The sequence below is a fragment of the Amycolatopsis sp. DG1A-15b genome (genome assembly GCF_030285645.1).
Classification (GTDB): Bacteria; Actinomycetota; Actinomycetes; order Mycobacteriales; family Pseudonocardiaceae; genus Amycolatopsis.
The window spans coordinates 6750440-6766800 of the sequence record NZ_CP127296.1; the positions used below are offsets into that span (position 1 = coordinate 6750440).

Genomic DNA, 16361 nt, shown 5'->3' on the forward strand with positions numbered 1-16361 from the left:
TTGCTCTCATGAACGGTGGACGGGGCGCCTCGGCGCGCATAGTGGTGCTGGCCCTGCTGTGGGGCTCGGGTTTCCTCTGGATCAAGCTGGCGTTGACCGGCTTGAGCCCCGTCCACCTCACCCTCGTCCGGTGCGCCCTCGGCGCGCTGACGCTCCTGGTCATGGCCGTCGCGGCCCGGCAGCGGCTGCCACGGAACCGCGGGACCTGGGGCCGGCTGATCATCGCCGCGTTCTTCTGCAACGCGCTGCCGTTCGCGCTGTTCGGCATCGGGGAACGCACCGTCGACTCCGGGGTCGCCGGCGTCATGAACGCCACCACCCCGCTGTGGTCACTGCTGATCGGCGTCGCGCTCGGGACGGAACGGCGGCTCAACCCCGCACGGCTGCTCGGGCTGGCCCTCGGCTTCGCCGGCATCGTGGTGATCTTCGCGCCGTGGCAGCAGTCGGGGCTGCTGAGCACGGGTGCGCTCGCGCTGCTCGGCGCCGGCCTCAGCTACGCGATCGCGTTCGCCTACATGGCGCGGAAACTGCCGGCGGACGGCGCTCCGCTCGCGTTGTCGGCCGCGCAGCTGATGACAGCCACCGCGCTGACCGCGCTGGCGCTGCCGGTCGCGTCCACCGCGCCGCACCTGACGCTCACCGCCGTCGTCGCGGTGACGATCCTGGGCGTCTTCGGGACCGGGATCACCTTCTACCTCAACTACCGGCTCATCGCGGACGAAGGCCCGACCGCGGCGGCCACGGTCGGCTACCTGCTGCCTGTGGTGTCGGTCGCGCTCGGCGCGCTCTTCCTCGGCGAACCGCTGACGCCCCGGGTGCTCGGCGGCATGGCGGTCGTGCTGGTCGCCGTCGGGCTGACCCGGTGGCAGCCTCAGACCCGGGCGAACTGCCCGGCGAGCTCGGCCGGCGGCCTGGCCACCCCGAAGTAGTCGCCGGTCGCCAGCTCCGCGCCGGCCGTGCGCCACCAGTTCGCCTGGTCCTCGGTGTGGATCCCGTCGACGACGAGCGTCGCGCCGACCTGCCGGACCAGGGGCACCAGGGCGCCGAGGAACGTCGAGTCCGACCACGCCTGCCACTCCGCGAGCCGCCGGTCGACGCGCACGATGTCCACCGGCAGCTCCTCGATCGCCCGCAGGTCGTCGGGCCCCAGCCCGAACTCGTCGAGCATGACGCGCACGCCGAGGTCGGCCAGCGCGGTGACGTTCTCGATGACGCCGGACACCGGCAGCGCCCCGGCCGGAACGCCGAGCATCAGCTGCCCGGGCGGCAGGCCGGTGTCGCGCAGCAGGCGCGTCACCCGCGTGCCGAGCGCCTCGTCGGCCACCTGGTGCCGGGTCAGGGCGGCGACCATCGGGAGGCCGAATCCGGCACGCTGCCGCCACCATTCGCCCTGCCGGCCGGCCGCGCGCAGCACCCAGTCGCCGAGCGGCAGCACGAGCCCGGTCGACTCGGCGAGCTCCAGGCAGCACTCGTGCGAAAGGGCCGTGTCGTCCGGCCGGTTCCAGTGCAGGCGGGCTTCGACGCCGGCGGCTTCGCCGTCCGCCAGCCGCGCCATCGGCCGGTACCGCACACCGATCTCGCCGTGTTCCCAGGCGCCGGCCATTCCGACGGCCACCGCCTGCGTCCGCCGGTCGTGGGCGTCGGCCTCCCGGTCGAACATCTTCCACTGGCCGCGCCGCCGCTCCTTGGCGCGCCACAACGTCTGATCCGCCTGGCGCAGCAGCTCCAGCGGGTCGATGCCCTTCGCCGGCCGGTGCACCACCCCGGCGCTGGCCGACAGCGCGAGCCCGTGCCCGTCGACGAAGAACGGCTCGGCGAGCTCGTCGTTGATCGCGCGCACGATGGTGTCGATGTCGGGCGTCGACTCGGTGTTCTCGATCAGGATGCCGAACTCGTCGCTGTGGAACCGCGCGATCATCGCCTTTTCGCGGGCCATCACCGCCTTGAGCCGCTGCGCGAAGTGCACCAGCAGCTGCTCGCCGACCCGGCGGCCGAGGCTGTTGCAGACCATGCCGAACGCGTCGAGGTCGACGTGGAACAGCGTGACGCCGTACGCGGGGTCGGCGCGCCGCAGCGCTGTCTCCAGGTGGGTGCCGAAGTACTGGCGGTTGGGCAGCCCGGTGAGGACGTCGTGCAGCGCCTGGCGGCTCAGCTCGCCCTGCAGCAGCATCAGCTCGGTGCCGTCCTCGATCACGACGACGAAGTGGGAGGGGCGGTCTTCGGCGTCGCGCAGCAGCGAGGCGGTGAGCGAGATGCGGACGACGTCGCCGTCCCGGCGCAGCAGCCGCTCCGACTGCCGGATCCGCTCCTTGCCGCCGTCCAGGAGCGCCATCATCGTGTCGCGGAGGACCTCGACGGAGTCGGGGTGGACGACGTCGTACAGCACCGAGCCGGCCAGCTCGCCGACCGGGTGCCCGAGCATCTCGGCCAGCGCCGCGTTGGCCCGCACGATCCGGCCGTCGAGGGCGACGACCGCGATCCCGCTCGCCGACGACGACACCACTTCCTCGAAGCGCGCTTCACTCTGCTTCAGGTTCCATTGGGCGTCCCGCACCGCCTTGAGCAGCGACAGGTGCATGATCTCCTGCTGGTCGAGGACACTGCGCTCGTGCGCGAGCAGGAAGCCGCAGGACAGCGCGCCCAGCGCCGCGACGACCCGGTCCGCGACGCCCGGCACCGCCTGGAATTCGGGCAGCGCGGGCAGGCCCTTTCCGAGGACCTCGAGCGTGCACCGCAGCCCGGGCTCGCCGACGTAGCCGAGGGCGACCAGCCGCGCACCGATCCGCTCGGCCGGGGTCAGGTCCGGGGGCGTGCGGTGCGGGGAATCGCCGCGGTGCAGCGAATCGCAGAGCGTGCCCAGCAGGCCGCCGAGCTCCACGTCGAGCTCCTCCCGGCTCAGCGACACGACGGTCACGCCGCTGAGCAGGTACGCCCATTTCCGGGCGAGCCGGGTCCGCCCGCGGTCCGCACCGGGTGCGGCGGGCTGGTCCGGCTGGGGTTCGATCATCGGCATGGGAGAGGTCCGCATCAGATCTTGCGACCGCTTCCGCCGGAAAGCGCGGAAACCGCAACGTGCGTCCGCAGGTATCCCCGATCGGGGCTGCGCTTTTCCTTGATCACCACTTCTTCGACCGCGCCGCCGGAGCCGGGTGCCCGGGCGCTGCCGGGCACGGGGATATCGGCACCCGGTGGAACCCAAGCCGGTAATCGTGTCACGAAGAACACCTTCTCAGTGAGGCTTGTTCAGCCGTAGGATCGGAAAGAGCTTAGCGATTCCCCGTGGTTCGGCTACTGGGCCATCCGCGTGAGCCCACACCACCCGATCGGGCACTGTCCCGTTCGACCGGACGCGCCTACCGTAAGCCGTCTCCTTGGGGAATCCGCACAATGGCGCAACGAGGAGTACGCATGAGCGTCCCGGTCGCACCGGGCCGGTGGCCTTTTCTCGGGCACACCCCGGCACTCCTCCGGCGACGCTTCGCATTCACCGATACATTGCCCGGGCACGGCGAAGTCGTCAAACTCTATCTCGGCCCGGCACCGGTCTACTTCGTCGCGAGCCCGCGATTGGTGCACGAAGTGCTGGTGAACGAGGGTCCGAAGTTCCGCAAGGGCGCCATGTTCGACAAGTTCCGGCCGTTCGTCGGAAATGGCTTGGTGCTTTCGAACGGGGACTTCCACCTGCGGCAGCGCCGGCTGATGCAACCGGCGTTCCACCGCGACCGCCTGGCGGCGTACGCGGAGATCATGCGGCGCGCGGCGGCGGAGATGAGCGGCTCGTGGCGAGCCGGTGAAGTGCGGCCGATCGACGACGACATGCAGAGCCTGGCGGTGACGATCGTCGGCGAAGCGCTGTTTTCCACCGAGCTGGGAAAAGCGGCGATCGCCGAAGCCCGCCGGTCGATTTACGTGATCATCCAGCAGGGGATGATTCGCGCGTTGTCGCCCAAGTTCGTCGAAAAGCTCCCGGTGCCCGGGAACCGGCGGTTCGACGAGGCGATCGCCCGGATGCAGGGAATCGTCATGGAGGTGATCCGCGACTGGCGCCGCGAAGGCAGCGACCGCGGCGACCTGCTGTCGACGTTGCTGCTGGCCGGCATGACCGACGAGCAGGCGCGGGACGAGGTGCTCACCCTGCTCACCGCCGGCATCGAGACGACCGCGCTGGCGCTGGCCTGGACGTTCCACGAGCTCGGCCGGCACCCGGACATCGAGGCACGGGTGCACGCCGAGCTCGACGAGGTACTGGGCGGCCGCCCGGTCACCGTCGACGACCTCCCCCGGCTGACCTACGTCCGGCAGGTGGTCGACGAGGTGCTGCGCCAGTACCCGCTGTGGATGCTGATGCGCCGCACCCTCACCGAAGTCGACCTCGGCGGCATCCGGCTGCCGGAGGGCGCCGAGGTGATCGTCAGCCCGCACGCGCTCCACCACGACCCCACGTCGTTCGCCGACCCGGACCGCTTCGACCCGGACCGCTGGGCCCCGGACCGGGCGGCCACGGTGCCCAAGGGCGCGTTCGTGCCGTTCGGGGCGGGCACCCGGCAGTGCATCGGAAACCGCTTCGCCCAGAACGAAATCGTCATCACACTGGCCACGGTGGCCGCCCGCTGGCGGCTGGTCCCGGTGGCGGGCAAGCCGGTCCGGGTGAAGTTCACGTCAGCCGCCTATCCCGACAACCTCCCGATGACGGTGGTTCCCCGGTAGCCCTCGCCCGGCCTGCTGCACCGCTACCGCGACCCGGCCCAGCGCCTGTAATGCGTAAGTCCGGGTGATGACGGGAGATGGGCGAAGGGTGTTCAAGATCCGTTTGTGACGACAGCTCACCGACGCCGAGCTGGTCACCCTGGCCGTGGCCCAAGCCCTGCTCGGGTTCACCTCCGAAGCACGCTGGCTGCGGTTTCTGCCGATGCGGATGCCCGGGCTACCGGTCGCCTGGGCCCTGGCCGACCCGAAGATCGACGAGCGGCAGGTGCTCATGGCCATCTGCGACCACGAACCCCACCTGCTCACCGACCACAAACCGAGTTACGCATCAATCGTCTAGCCGGCCATCAGGCCGCGTACAGCTGACCGACCGCGTCGAGCACCGACGTCGAGTACGCCGGGTCGTAGTTGTGCTGGCCGACGTTCACCGCACCGTTCCCCCGGCTGAACGTCCACCCGCCCGTGGTTTCGAAATCGGGGTTCGCGACGTGGCAGCCGGTCAGCGAAACGTCGTCGAAGCGGGCCACGACCTCGTAGTCCGCCACCGCCTTCGCCTCGAACAGCCGCAGTGTCAAGGTGGCCGATCCGCCGGTCAGCCGGGAGGTCAGGTCGATCGGCGCCGAGGTGTACCAGTCCGTGCCCTCGGTGGCGACATCGCGCTGCCAGACCTGCGTGCCTCCGACCTGGGCCTGCTTGAAGTGGTACCCGGCCGGGCTGGTGCCGGCCCGGTCGTCGCTGTGCCACAGCACCAGCCGGCACGAGCTCGAGCCTTCGTCCAGCCGGATGGTCGTGCTCGCCGCGGCGAAGTCGCCCGCCTTGGTGGCCGTGTCCGGGTGCACGGTGAAGACGAGTCCGCCGGTTCCGGTGTGCGCGAACGACTCGTCCGACTTCTGCGGGCGGCCGGGCGTGAGCGGCAGCGCGTACTGGATGACCCCGGCGATCTTGCCCGCGGCGGCGTACTGCACGCCGACGGCGGTCACCGTGCGCACGTAAGCGACGTCCGGAGCGACCGTGGTGGCCGACAGCGTCGATGCGTACACCATCAGGATCAGCTTGCGGTTCTTCGCGGCCAGCCGGGCGATGAGGGTGTCCAGCTGGGTGCTCAAGCCGCCGGTCCACAGCGTGTCGCGGTGCGGGTCGTCCCGGAACGGCATGATCAGGCTGTCGATGATCCCGCCGTACGTGTCCACAAAGGACGACGTGATCGCGTCCGCGTAGACCACGGGGTAGAACTCCAGGCCCGGCTGCACCGCGCGGCCGGCGTCGCGGATCTGCTTGGTGTAGGTCGCCGTGAAGAACGGCAGGTTGTGGTTGAAGTCGTCGATCGCCCACGCTTTGAGCACCGGGTAGCGCTGCGCCAGCGCACCGATGCCCTTCGCCCAGGCGACGTAGTCCTTCTTGAAGGGAAGGTATTCGGCGCAGCTCGTCCCGCCGGGGCATTCGGTCGGCGGCACGAGGTAGGTCCAGACGGTCAGCCCCGCCGTCTGCGCCTCGGGCAGGAACGCCTCGAGATCGTGCCAGTCGGTCTCGTTCTGGACGAGGAAGGCGTAGGTGCCGGCGTTCATCGCCCGCAGCCGGTCGATCGTGGCGGCGGCGTCGACGTGGCCGTCGGTCCGCACCGGGTTCGCGTAGCTGGCGCGCACGCCCGGCGCGGGCGCGGCGTCCGCCGTCGCCGGGAGCAGCACCGCGCACAGGGCGGCGATCAGGGTGAACAAGCCCGTTCTCAGCATGCGGCGGATGATCCGGCGGAGGCGTACAGAGGACGTACAACCCGCGGCTCAGCCGAGCCGCCGCCGGAGGGTGGCGAGTGCGGCGTCCAGCTCGGGCGAGGACTGTTCGAGCTCGAAGTCCGCGTCCAGCATCAGCAGGTTGAGCGCGAGCGCGGCCGGGGACTCGCCCGTCGCGTGCACGCGGCAGCGCTCGTCGTCCACCAGCTCGACGGGCACGGTCGAGGGCAGCCTGGCCGTGATCCGCGCGGCCGGCGCGTCGACCAGGACGACGGCGCGGTGGCGGGCGAAGACGGCGTCGATGCCGTGCACCACGTCGGCCGCGGAAGGTGCCTCGCGGGGGACGAACCTCGCCCCTTCCGGGCGCTTCACCGTCATCCGGTCGAGGCGGAACTGCCGCCAGCCGTCGCGGGCCGGGTCGAAGGCGACGAGGTACCACCGCCGCCCCACCTGGACGACGCGGTGCGGCTCCACCTCGCGACGAGCCTCCTTGTAGTCGAACCGGACCCGGCGGTGGTCGCGGCAGGCGCCGGCGAGGAAGATCAGCAGGTCGGGGTCGACACCGCCCGGGGCTCGCGCGGCCTCCGTGTACTGACGCATGGCCGCGACCCGCCCCCGCAGCCGCCGCGGCAGCACCTGTTCGAGCTTCACCAGTGCGGTGCCCGCGGCTTCACCCAGCTCGGCACTGCCGGTGGCCGTCCGCAACGCGATGACGATGGCCACGGCCTCGTCGTCGCCGAGCTGCAGCGGCGGCATGGACGTCCCGGCACTCAGCCGGTAGCCGCCGGCGACCCCGGGAATCGCCTCGACCGGATAGCCGAGGTCACGCAGCTTCCGGATGTCGTAGCGCACGGTCCGGGGGCTGACCTCGAGCCGCTCGACCAGTTCGGCGCCGGTCCACGACGGGCGGGTCTGCAGCAGGGTCAGCAGCGCCAGCAGGCGGGAAGTCGGATTCGGCATGGCTCCACATTGCCTCGGATCGCGGCAAGGATCTTGCCGCAATACCTTGCACCATGGGTCTCATGAACACCAACACCAAGACCGTCCTCGTCACCGGCGCCACCGGCACCGTCGGCCGCCACCTGGTCGGCGAACTGCTCGCCGGCGGGCACCACGTGCGAGCGCTGACCCGCTCCCCCGAAGCGGCCGGCCTGCCCGCGGACGTCGAGCTGATCGCCGGTGACCTGGCCGCGGCGCCGCCCGAGGGCCTGTTCGACGGCGTCGACAGCGTGTTCGTCTTCCCGGCCGCCGAGGTGGCCGGCTTCGTCAAGGCGGCGGCCGCCGAATCCGTGCACCTGGTGCTGCTTTCCTCGCTCGCCGCCGCTCTCGAACACGAGCGTGACCGCGGATCGGCCAGCCAGCTCCACCATTCCGCGATCGAGGACGCCGTCCGCGACAGCGGGGCGAGCTGGACGATCCTGCGGCCCGGCACCTTCGCCGGCAACCTGCTGCCCTGGGCCCAGCCGATCCGGTTCACCGGCGGCGTCCGCGGGCCGTACCCGACGTCCGCGCAGGCCCCGATCCACGAGGCCGACATCGCCGCCGTCGCCGCGGTGGCGCTCACCGAGCCGGGCCACGCGGGCAAGACCTACCCGATGACCGGCCCGCAGGCGCTGACCAGGATCGAGCAGCTCGCCGCGATCGGCGCGGCCGTCGGCCGGGAGCTGCACTTCACCGAGACCACGCCGGACGAGTTCCGCACCGAAATGCGCTCCTACGGCGTCGGCGACGACATCATCAAGATGCTCCTCGACTACTGGGCGGACACGGTCGAGACGCCCGACGTGGTGCGGTCGACGGTGCCGGAGGTGACCGGCCGACCCGCGCGCACGCTCGCGGAATGGGCGCGTGACCACGCGGCGGACTTCGTGTGATCACCGCATCCGCGGGTCCTGCGACGGATCGGCGTACATCGGCGGGCACCCGTGTTCGACGGCTTCGGGCCGCAGTTCGTAGTGCCACGGTTCGTTGCGGTAGATCTGGCACAGCCCGTACCGGGCGCCGTGTTCGGCCAGCCACTTCCGGGCGGCGGGCGGTCCGATGTCGACCGCCTGCCCCCGCACGTGCGCCGACCTGTCCGGGGTCGTCACCCAGCGGGCCGCGGCCGCTTCCGAGCCGTGCTTCGCGATCCCCTGACGCCGCAGCTGTTCCTGGTACGCCCACGAACGCCAGCCACCGTTGACGACGAACGCCACCCCGTCGGCCGCCGCGTCCGCCGCGGCCCGGCGCAGGGCGTCGAGCAGGTCGGGATCGAGGTTGGCCACGGCCGGGGACTCGTCGTCGTGGACCGGCAGGCCGTCCGGCACGGCGCCGTGTCCCCGGCCGAGGGACGTGCGTTGACTGGAGGTCATGGCGGCCAGTCAAGGCAGCGCGGTGTTGCCGGTGCGTACGCGGTTTCCGATATGCGCCCGATAGGCGCCCGCTCGTAGCATCGGGCGGGTGCGTGTCTTGATCGTCGAGGACGAGCCCTACCTGGCCGACGCCATCCGCGACGGCCTCCGGCTGGAGGCCATCGCGGCGGACACCGCCGGCGACGGCGACACCGCGCTGGAGCTGCTGAGCGTCAACACCTACGACATCGCCGTCCTGGACCGCGACATCCCCGGCCCGTCCGGTGACGAGATCGCGCGGCACATCGTCGCCTCCGGCAGCGGGATGCCGATCCTCATGCTCACCGCCGCCGACCGGCTCGACGACAAGGCCACCGGGTTCGGGCTCGGCGCCGACGACTACCTCACCAAGCCGTTCGAACTCCGGGAACTCGTGCTCCGGCTCCGGGCGCTGGACCGGCGGCGCGCGCACAACCGGCCGCCGGTGCACGAAATCGCCGGCCTGCGCCTGGACCCGTTCCGCCGCGAGGTCTACCGCGACGGCCGGTACGTGGCCCTGACGCGCAAGCAGTTCGCCGTGCTCGAAGTCCTCGTCGCGGCCGGAGGCGGGGTGATCAGCGCCGAAGAACTGCTGGAACGGGCGTGGGACGAGAACGCCGACCCGTTCACCAACGCCGTGCGCATCACGGTTTCCGTGCTGCGCAAGCGGCTCGGCGAACCCGGGATCATCGCGACCGTGCCCGGCGTCGGCTACCGCATCGACACCGGGGACGAGAACCGTGGATAGGGAGCCCGGGCTGAGCGCCCGCCTCAAACTCACCCTCAGCTACGCCGGCTTCGTCATGCTCGCCGGCATCCTGCTGATGGGCGCGGTGCTGGCCTTCTACCTGTACTTCCTGCCCAACGGCTGGATCATCACCGAGGGCAACTTCTGGATCAACCGCTCGCGCCTGGTTCGCGCCTTCGTCCCGTTCATGGCGGTCGTGATCGTCTTCCTGCTGGTGTTCGGGCTGCTGGGCGGATGGGTCCTCGCCGGCCGGATGCTCGCCCCGCTGACGCGCATCACCGACGCCACGCGCGTCGCGGCGGACGGATCGCTGTCCCACCGCATCCGGCTGCCCGGGCGCGCCGACGAGTTCCGCGAGCTCGCCGACGCCTTCGACACCATGCTTTCCCGGCTCGAGACGCACGTCGCCGAGCAGCGCAGGTTCGCCGCCAACGCGTCCCACGAACTGCGCACCCCGCTGGCGATCACGCAGAGCCTCCTCGACGTCGCCCGCAACGACCCCGAGCGCACCACCGACGAGCTCGACGAACGGCTTCGCGTCGTCAACACGCGAGCGATCGAACTCACCGAAGCCCTGCTGCTGCTCAGCCGCGCCGAACAGCGGGCCTTCAGCCGCGACCGCGTCGACCTGTCCCTGGTCGCGGAAGAAGCCGCCGAAACGCTCCTGCTCCTCGCCGAGAAGCGAGGGGTCACCGTCGAGACGTCCGGCGAGGCCGCGCCCACCCTCGGCTCGCCGGCGCTCCTGCTGCAGCTGACGACGAACCTGGTGCACAACGCGATCGTCCACAACCTGCCCGAGCAGGGCGCGGTGTGGGTCACGACCGGCATCGAGCCCGGAACCGTGGTGCTCACCGTGGAGAACACCGGCGAACACCTCCCGCAGCCGCTGGTCGCCACCCTCGCCGAACCCTTCCAGCGCGGCACCGAGCGCATCCGCACCGACCAGGCGGGGGTGGGCCTCGGCCTGGCCATCGTCAAGAGCATCACCCAGGCCCACGACGGGACGCTCACCCTTGCTCCGCGGCCGGCGGGCGGCCTCCGCGTCACCGTCCGGCTGCCGATCTCGCTCGGCTACGCGACGGGAAAGTCGAAGTACGTGTCCGGGTAGGGCTCGTCCTTCAGGCCGTAGTGCCACCATTCACGCTCGTACGCGGCGAACCCGCAGTCCTCCATGAGGGACCGGAGGTAGCGGCGGTTCCCCGCTTCGAGGCGCGAGATCCTCCGCGCGCCGTGGTGCGAGATCGCGTCCATCAGATCGTGGCCGCCACCCATGGACGCGAGCTCGCCGCTGCCGAGGTGGTAGAGGGTCAGGTCGACGGTGCTGCCCCGGCTGTGGCCCGACTTCGCCGCGACGTACCCCTTGGCGAACATCGCGGCCCGGTCCATGTTCGGGTAGTGCCACAGCTTCGTCCGGCCGTCCTCCGGCTGGTCCACCCAGCGCAGGAAGCAGTCGACGGCGCGTTGCGGCCGGTAGCCGTCCCACAGCAGCAGGCCGAAGCCGAGGGACGCGGCCTTTTCCTGCGCCTCGCCCAGTGCGGTGCACAAGGTCTTCGTGCCGGCGATCCGGTTGACCAGGTACCCGTCCACCGGTTTGCCGGTGAAGTTGTCCCAGGTGGCGTACTTGGCGTCCCAGCGGATGCCGGGCACGAGCTCGTCCACGAAGGCGAAGTCGTCGTTCACCGGGCCGTCCCGGCCACGATCCGGTCGATCAGTTCCGAGAGCGGCACCCCGGCGGCCGCCATCATCCTCGGGTAGCGGCTGTACGACGTCAGACCGGGCAAGGTGTTGACCTCGTTGAGGACCACCGCGCCGTCGTCGGTGAGGAACATGTCCACCCGGGCCAGTCCGCCGCACCCCAGCGCGCGGTAGATGGCTTTCGCCGTCTCCTGGACGCGTGCGCGGGTTTCGGCCGGGATGTCGGCGGGCACGATGAACGTCGAGTTCTCGGAGCCGCTTTCGGGGGTGTCTTCCTGGTGGATCCGGAAGAAGCCGTGGGACAGCGCGATCCGGTCCACCTCGCCGACGAACAGCTCCTGGCCGTTCCCCAGGACGGCGCACCCGACTTCGCTCCCGGCGACGGCCTCCTCGATCAACACCTTCGAGTCGTACTGCGCCGCGGTCGCGATCGCCGCCGCCAGCTCTTCTTCGCGGGAAACCTTGCTGACCCCGAAGGACGACCCCGAACGGGCCGGCTTCACGAAGACGGGATAGGTGAGTCCCTCGACTTCTTCGCCCGCTCGGACGATCCGGAAGTTCGGCGTGGCGATGCCCGCGTTTCCGACGACGACGTAAGCGAGGGATTTGTCCATGCACAGGGCAGAACTCGGGACATCGCAGCCCGCGTAAGGAATCCCGGAGAGTTCCAGCAGGCCCTGCACCACGCCGTCTTCGCCGAACTTGCCGTGCAGCACGGGCAGCACCACGTCCAGGCCGATGGTGTCGTACTTCCCGTCGTCGAGGACCAGCAGACCGGGAACACCCGGGTCCGGCGACAGAACGGCCGTCTTCCCGGCTTCCCAGCCCGCTTCCGGGCCGTCGCAGAGTTTCCAGGCGCCGTCCTTCGTGATCCCGATCCAGAACGGTTCGTGCTTACCGGTGTCGAGGTGCCGCGCGACCTCTTGCGCGGACTTCACGGAGACGGGGTGTTCCTCGGAGACGCCCCCGAAGATGATCCCGACCTTGAGCCTATTCATGCCGTTTCCCGCTTTCGAAGTTCAGGCAGTTGACGATGGAGTTTTCGACGGTGTCGCTGAGCGCGTGGTCCGTGTAGTAGGCGGTGTGCGGGCTGACGAGCACGTTCGGCAGCTTCTGCAGCCGCACCAGCAGGTCGCTTTCGACGGGCCGGTCGCGGCAGTCGGCGTAGAAGATGCCCGCTTCCCCTTCGAGGACGTCCAGCGCGGCGCCGCCCAGCCTGCCGTTTTCCAGCGCCGCGACGAGCGCCTCGGTGTCGAGAAGGGGTCCTCGCCCGGTGTTGACGACGAACGCTCCGGGCTTCATCAGCTCGAGCCGACGGCGATCCAGGAGGTGGCGCGTCCCGGCGTCGAGCGGCGTGTGGAGCGTGACGATGTCACTCAGCCGCAGGAGTTCTTCCAGCGGCACGTACTCGACGTCCGCGTGCGGATGGCTGTCGTGGGCGACCACGCGGGAGCCGAAGCCACGCAGCCTCCCCACGACCGCCGCACCGATCCGTCCGGTCCCGATCACCCCGACGGTCAGATCGCGCAGCTCTTTCCCCCGCACGTCGTTCAGCCGGTAGTCGTGCTCGTCCGCGCGGCGGAGGACGGACTTGGCGTCCCGCACCAACATCAGCATCAACATCAGGGTGTAATCGGCCACGCTGTCCGGCGAATAGGCGACGTTCCCGACGGAAATGCCGACGTGCTCGGCGTATCCGACGTCGATGTGGTCGCAGCCGACGCTCCTCGTGGAGACATAGGTGACGCCGACTCGGCTGAGCGCGAGCAGAGTCTCGTGGGCAACCGGAGTCTTGTGGCCGACGCTGACGCACCGGTTGCCGGCCGCCAGCGCGGCGTTGGTCTCGGACACCGCCGCGTCGATGATGGTCGGCGTCACGCCGAAGCGCGGCGCCAGCTCCCGGAACAGCACGGCCTCGTCGGGTTCACACCCATAGATCGTCATCCCGAGTGCCGGTTCGCTCATGCCGCCCATTCAAGGGAGCGTGGCGTTGCCGGCACGTATGGGCTTTTCGATACACCGAGAATAAGTTACTCACGAGTAATCGATGCTACCCCGTGCTTGTCGTGCTGTTCTTGCGCGGCCGTGAGAAGTGCGCCGAGTGCGCGCTGGGAGGCCCGGAGCTGTCCGATCGCCTCGTCGATCCGGGCGTGTTCCCGCTGGAGGTGAGTGACCATGTCCGGGCACGGCTCGGGAACGAGCCGTTCGCCGTCGGTGTGCACGCAGTGCAGGATCTGCGCGATGACGGTGGTGGGCAGTCCGGCGGCGAGCAGAGCGCGGATGCGCCCGACCGTGACGATGTCGGGCTCGCCGTACTCGCGGTAGCCGTTCGCCCGCCGGGCCGGCCGGAGCAGGCCCTGCTCCTCGTAGTAGCGCAGCAGCCGTTCGCTCACTCCGGTTCTCCGGGCCAACGCACCGATCCGCACCTGAACCCCTCGTTCCCCCTTGACCTTCTCACCGATGTGAGACTTTAGCCTTTCGTCGTCGGTGACGAAGGAAGGCGAAGGAGCAACGATGCCGGGCGTGGTGATCATCGGAGCGGGACCGGGCCTCGGCCTCTCGGTGGCTCGTAGATTCGCACGGGAGGGGCTGCCCGTAGCTCTGGTGGCCCGGTCCGAGGACAAGCTGAAGACGCTGGCCGCCGCCCTCACCCCGACCGGAGTCCCAGTGACCGCGCTGACCGCGGACAGCACCGACGAGACAGCGCTGCGCACCGCACTCGACACGGCAACGGCGAAGTTCGGCATACCGGAGGCCGTGGTGTACAACGCGGCGATCATCCAGCCGGACCGGCCCGGCGAGTTGTCCGTACGGGCTCACCAGGAGGCCTGGGCGGTCAACGTGGTGGGAGCGATCACCGCCGCCGCCCACATCGCCCCGGCGATGGCACAGCGCGGCAGCGGTTCGTTCATCATCACGGGCGGAATGCCCGAGCCGAAACCCGAGTACGTGAGTCTCTCCCTCGGCAAGGCCGGAGTACGAGCACTGGTGACACTGCTGGACAAGCAGTACGGACCAGCCGGCGTCCACTTCGCATCCGTGACCGTGGACGGTCCGATCGCCCCGGGCACAGGGTTCGACCCCGAAGACATCGCGGAGCACTATTGGCGCCTGCACAGGGAACAGCGACACGAGTGGAACCAGGAAATAGTGCACCCCTGACGGGCGAGGCGTGGGGGTTGCACCCCCCACAAACAAGGAAGCTCCGCGCAAAAGGCCCGCGCCCTCCGCGGGCACGTGGCCTCGGAGGTGCTCTCGACCAGCGGTTGGGTCAGCTGTGGTGACCGGGCCGGGCGCGGCCCGGTCACCACAGCTGACCCACGGCAACGACTCGATCAGTCAGCCCATCAACAGACCGGCCACGAGCCAGTCCAACCGCCATCGCGGTAGTAGTACTGACACCAGAGCGAGGTGCTACCCGCCACCGAGACCATGACCACGCGAGCCCCATTGGCGACGTTCTCCCCGACGTCGTAGATGTAGTCGGCACGGCCATTGCCGGGCATGACCTTCCAGCCGCCCGAACCGGTCCAGGCGTGCCAGATCGTGCGGTCAGGCGCAATGCCGAAGCACTCGTTAGTGCTGCTGGTCGCCCAGTCGACGACCAAGACGTCCGTGCCTTGCTTGAAGGTGCCCCAGTAGTTGAAACAGTTGACCCTGCCGTTGGCGGGTACCGATGCCCAGTAGGCGGTTGCGGCGGTACCCGCCGGCTGTGCCGGCGCCGCAGAAGCCCGTCCACCGCCAACCAGGACACTGCCGTTCGCGTCCGCCTCGGCCGGCGTGGCCAGCGCCATCGCCATGGTGAGCGCGATCCCGGCGGCCACTGCCGCGCTTCGCACGGCTCGTCGCATGAAACTCATCAGTGTTCTCCTGTCGCCGACAACCCGGTCGTTCCAGGTCTCCGGCGGCACACACGCCCCACACCGGCATGCCGTTGATGCCCAGTCACTACTTCACCCAGTTGGCCGCATAAGGGCAACGAAAAGGACCGTCCACTCTACTGTGGACGGCCCTTGACCTGCTGTGGAGCTGAGGGGAATCGAACCCCTGACCTTCTCGATGCGAACGAGACGCGCTACCAACTGCGCTACAGCCCCTTGGTTGTGCTCGTAGAGCTTAGCAGTGCCCTACGAGCACCTCCTGCAGGGGGGTCACTCCCCGACTGCGCGGCGGTACGGGCCGGTTCCGGGCTCGTCGAGCTCCTCGAACGCCGGGTCCTCGTCGTCGAGGTCGACGACGACCGCGCTGCGGCGGACGCGGGATGTCGGGGACGGGCGGCGCTCGACGACCTGGCGGCGGACCGGCTCGACGACCTCCACGTCCTCGGTTTCCGCGTGGTCCTCTTCCTCCACCGAAGCCGAAGCCGACGGAGCGGGACGCCGGGGCGCGCGGGTGCTGTTGAAGCGGGCGAGCCGGCGCTGCCGGATCTCCTCCTCGATGCGCACCTGGCGGCGCAGGTACACGAGGTACCCGACGAGCACGACGTCGATCGCGCCGTGGCCCCACCAGGCGAGGGGGACGACGAAGCCCGCGACGACCCCGGTGATCACCGCGATCACGAGCAGGATGACGACGATGCGCTGCCGGAAGCCGTACTTGGCGCGGGCCGCGATCTCGGCGGCTTCCGGGTCGAAGCCGCCGCGGCCGGGCCGGTAGCCGGCGCGGTCACGCTCGGCTCGCGAGCCGCGGGCCGGCTGCGGGAGCGGCTCGGGTTCGGGGTCCGGTTCCTCGAGGTCGTCTTCGAGTTCGAGCTCGGCCTCCAGCTCGGCGAGGTCGTCCTCCACCGAGGGCCGGGACTTCCCGGAATCGTCGGACATGGCGAATTCCTCCCGGTCTTCGTTGCGTCCACTGCGCACGACCCTGGCCGCGAGCGCCGAGTCGGCCGTTCTCGCGACCTGCTGCCGCCGACGCGCGACCATGGGCACGAGTACGACGAGCCATGCCGCGGCGAGCGCGACGATGATCACGGAGCTGGGCATCTCCCGTCACCTCCCCCGATCCTTCCACCACGAATCACGTTAGTCACAGGAGTAACAGATCGGGCGGAGACTCGCCGGTTTGGATCACGGAAAAGCCTCACCGGATTAGGTGAAACTCACAGCATGTGGTAACGCG

Annotated in this window: 18 protein-coding genes and 1 tRNA gene; 7 read left to right on the forward strand and 12 right to left on the reverse strand. The window is 70.0% G+C overall.

Annotation, left to right across the window (positions count from 1 at the left end; translation table 11 throughout):
• The first annotated feature begins 8 nt into the window (after positions 1–8).
• On the forward strand, positions 9–929 hold the full coding sequence (locus QRY02_RS30935; protein WP_285986355.1) for a DMT family transporter: 921 nt from the start codon (positions 9–11) through the stop codon (positions 927–929).
• On the opposite strand, the gene QRY02_RS30940 is transcribed toward QRY02_RS30935, so the two are convergent.
• On the reverse strand, positions 872–3013 hold the full coding sequence (locus QRY02_RS30940) for a putative bifunctional diguanylate cyclase/phosphodiesterase (RefSeq protein WP_285986356.1): 2142 nt from the start codon (positions 3011–3013) through the stop codon (positions 872–874). The genes QRY02_RS30935 and QRY02_RS30940 overlap by 58 nt on opposite strands.
• A 14-nt stretch (positions 3014–3027) precedes the next feature.
• On the reverse strand, positions 3028–3225 hold the full coding sequence (locus QRY02_RS30945; RefSeq protein ID WP_285986357.1) for a hypothetical protein: 198 nt from the start codon (positions 3223–3225) through the stop codon (positions 3028–3030).
• A 183-nt stretch (positions 3226–3408) separates the two neighbouring features.
• Here QRY02_RS30945 and QRY02_RS30950 point away from each other — a divergent pair, with 183 nt between their 5' ends.
• Both QRY02_RS30950 and QRY02_RS30955 read left to right on the forward strand, forming a co-directional pair.
• Positions 3409–4707: a cytochrome P450 gene (locus QRY02_RS30950; protein ID WP_285986358.1), complete on the forward strand. Its 1299-nt coding sequence runs from the start codon at positions 3409–3411 to the stop codon at positions 4705–4707.
• A gap of 145 nt (positions 4708–4852) precedes the next feature.
• Positions 4853–5047: a hypothetical protein gene (locus tag QRY02_RS30955; protein WP_285986359.1), complete on the forward strand. Its 195-nt coding sequence runs from the start codon at positions 4853–4855 to the stop codon at positions 5045–5047.
• A gap of 7 nt (positions 5048–5054) precedes the next feature.
• Here the strand turns inward: QRY02_RS30955 and QRY02_RS30960 are convergent, their stop codons facing one another.
• On the reverse strand, positions 5055–6437 hold the full coding sequence (locus tag QRY02_RS30960; RefSeq protein WP_285986360.1) for a hypothetical protein: 1383 nt from the start codon (positions 6435–6437) through the stop codon (positions 5055–5057).
• 48 nt (positions 6438–6485) lie between these two features.
• A complete protein-coding gene (locus QRY02_RS30965) occupies positions 6486–7394 on the reverse strand; it encodes a helix-turn-helix transcriptional regulator (RefSeq protein ID WP_285986361.1) in 909 nt (302 codons plus the stop codon).
• Positions 7395–7456: 62 nt separating this feature from the next.
• On the opposite strand from QRY02_RS30965, the gene QRY02_RS30970 reads away from it, so the two are divergent.
• Positions 7457–8308: an NAD(P)H-binding protein gene (locus QRY02_RS30970; protein ID WP_285986362.1), complete on the forward strand. Its 852-nt coding sequence runs from the start codon at positions 7457–7459 to the stop codon at positions 8306–8308.
• Here the strand turns inward: QRY02_RS30970 and QRY02_RS30975 are convergent, their stop codons facing one another.
• Positions 8309–8785, reverse strand: a complete 477-nt coding sequence (locus QRY02_RS30975; RefSeq protein ID WP_285986363.1) for a D-alanyl-D-alanine carboxypeptidase family protein — start codon at positions 8783–8785, stop codon at positions 8309–8311. It lies immediately after the preceding gene.
• An 88-nt stretch (positions 8786–8873) separates the two neighbouring features.
• Between QRY02_RS30975 and QRY02_RS30980 the strand changes: the two genes are divergently transcribed.
• A complete protein-coding gene (locus QRY02_RS30980) occupies positions 8874–9551 on the forward strand; it encodes a response regulator transcription factor (RefSeq protein WP_285986364.1) in 678 nt (225 codons plus the stop codon).
• On the forward strand, positions 9544–10659 hold the full coding sequence (locus QRY02_RS30985; RefSeq protein ID WP_285986365.1) for a sensor histidine kinase: 1116 nt from the start codon (positions 9544–9546) through the stop codon (positions 10657–10659). The genes QRY02_RS30980 and QRY02_RS30985 overlap by 8 nt, the downstream gene beginning before the upstream one ends.
• On the opposite strand, the gene vanX is transcribed toward QRY02_RS30985, so the two are convergent.
• The 4 genes from vanX to QRY02_RS31005 all read right to left on the reverse strand — a co-directional run bounded on the left by vanX (position 10623) and on the right by QRY02_RS31005 (position 13672).
• A complete protein-coding gene (gene vanX, locus QRY02_RS30990) occupies positions 10623–11231 on the reverse strand; it encodes a D-Ala-D-Ala dipeptidase VanX (protein WP_285986366.1) in 609 nt (202 codons plus the stop codon). The two genes, QRY02_RS30985 and vanX, sit on opposite strands and share 37 nt — an antisense overlap.
• The gene (vanA, locus tag QRY02_RS30995) at positions 11228–12244 is read right to left on the reverse strand and encodes a D-alanine--(R)-lactate ligase (protein ID WP_285986367.1); all 1017 of its coding nucleotides are present in this window, start codon (positions 12242–12244) and stop codon (positions 11228–11230) included. Before vanA ends, vanX begins: the two co-directional genes overlap by 4 nt.
• Entirely contained in the window at positions 12237–13211 is a 975-nt protein-coding gene (locus tag QRY02_RS31000; RefSeq protein WP_353068000.1) for a D-isomer specific 2-hydroxyacid dehydrogenase family protein, read from the reverse strand. The genes vanA and QRY02_RS31000 overlap by 8 nt, the downstream gene beginning before the upstream one ends.
• A gap of 65 nt (positions 13212–13276) precedes the next feature.
• On the reverse strand, positions 13277–13672 hold the full coding sequence (locus QRY02_RS31005) for a MerR family transcriptional regulator (RefSeq protein WP_285993961.1): 396 nt from the start codon (positions 13670–13672) through the stop codon (positions 13277–13279).
• An 88-nt stretch (positions 13673–13760) separates the two neighbouring features.
• Between QRY02_RS31005 and QRY02_RS31010 the strand changes: the two genes are divergently transcribed.
• Positions 13761–14408, forward strand: coding sequence for an SDR family NAD(P)-dependent oxidoreductase (locus QRY02_RS31010; protein ID WP_285986368.1), 648 nt, complete (start codon positions 13761–13763; stop codon positions 14406–14408).
• 185 nt (positions 14409–14593) lie between these two features.
• Here QRY02_RS31010 and QRY02_RS31015 read toward each other — a convergent pair whose 3' ends face one another.
• From QRY02_RS31015 to sepX, 3 genes are all read right to left on the reverse strand, one after another.
• Positions 14594–15106 (reverse strand): hypothetical protein, encoded by a 513-nt coding sequence (locus tag QRY02_RS31015; RefSeq protein ID WP_285986369.1) that lies wholly within the window; start codon positions 15104–15106, stop codon positions 14594–14596.
• 164 nt (positions 15107–15270) lie between these two features.
• Positions 15271–15343, reverse strand: a tRNA-Ala gene (locus QRY02_RS31020).
• Between the two features lie 54 nt (positions 15344–15397).
• Positions 15398–16225 carry a divisome protein SepX/GlpR gene (sepX, locus tag QRY02_RS31025; RefSeq protein ID WP_285986370.1) on the reverse strand — a complete coding sequence of 276 codons (828 nt, stop codon included), beginning with the start codon at positions 16223–16225 and terminating at the stop codon, positions 15398–15400.
• Positions 16226–16361 lie beyond the last annotated feature (136 nt).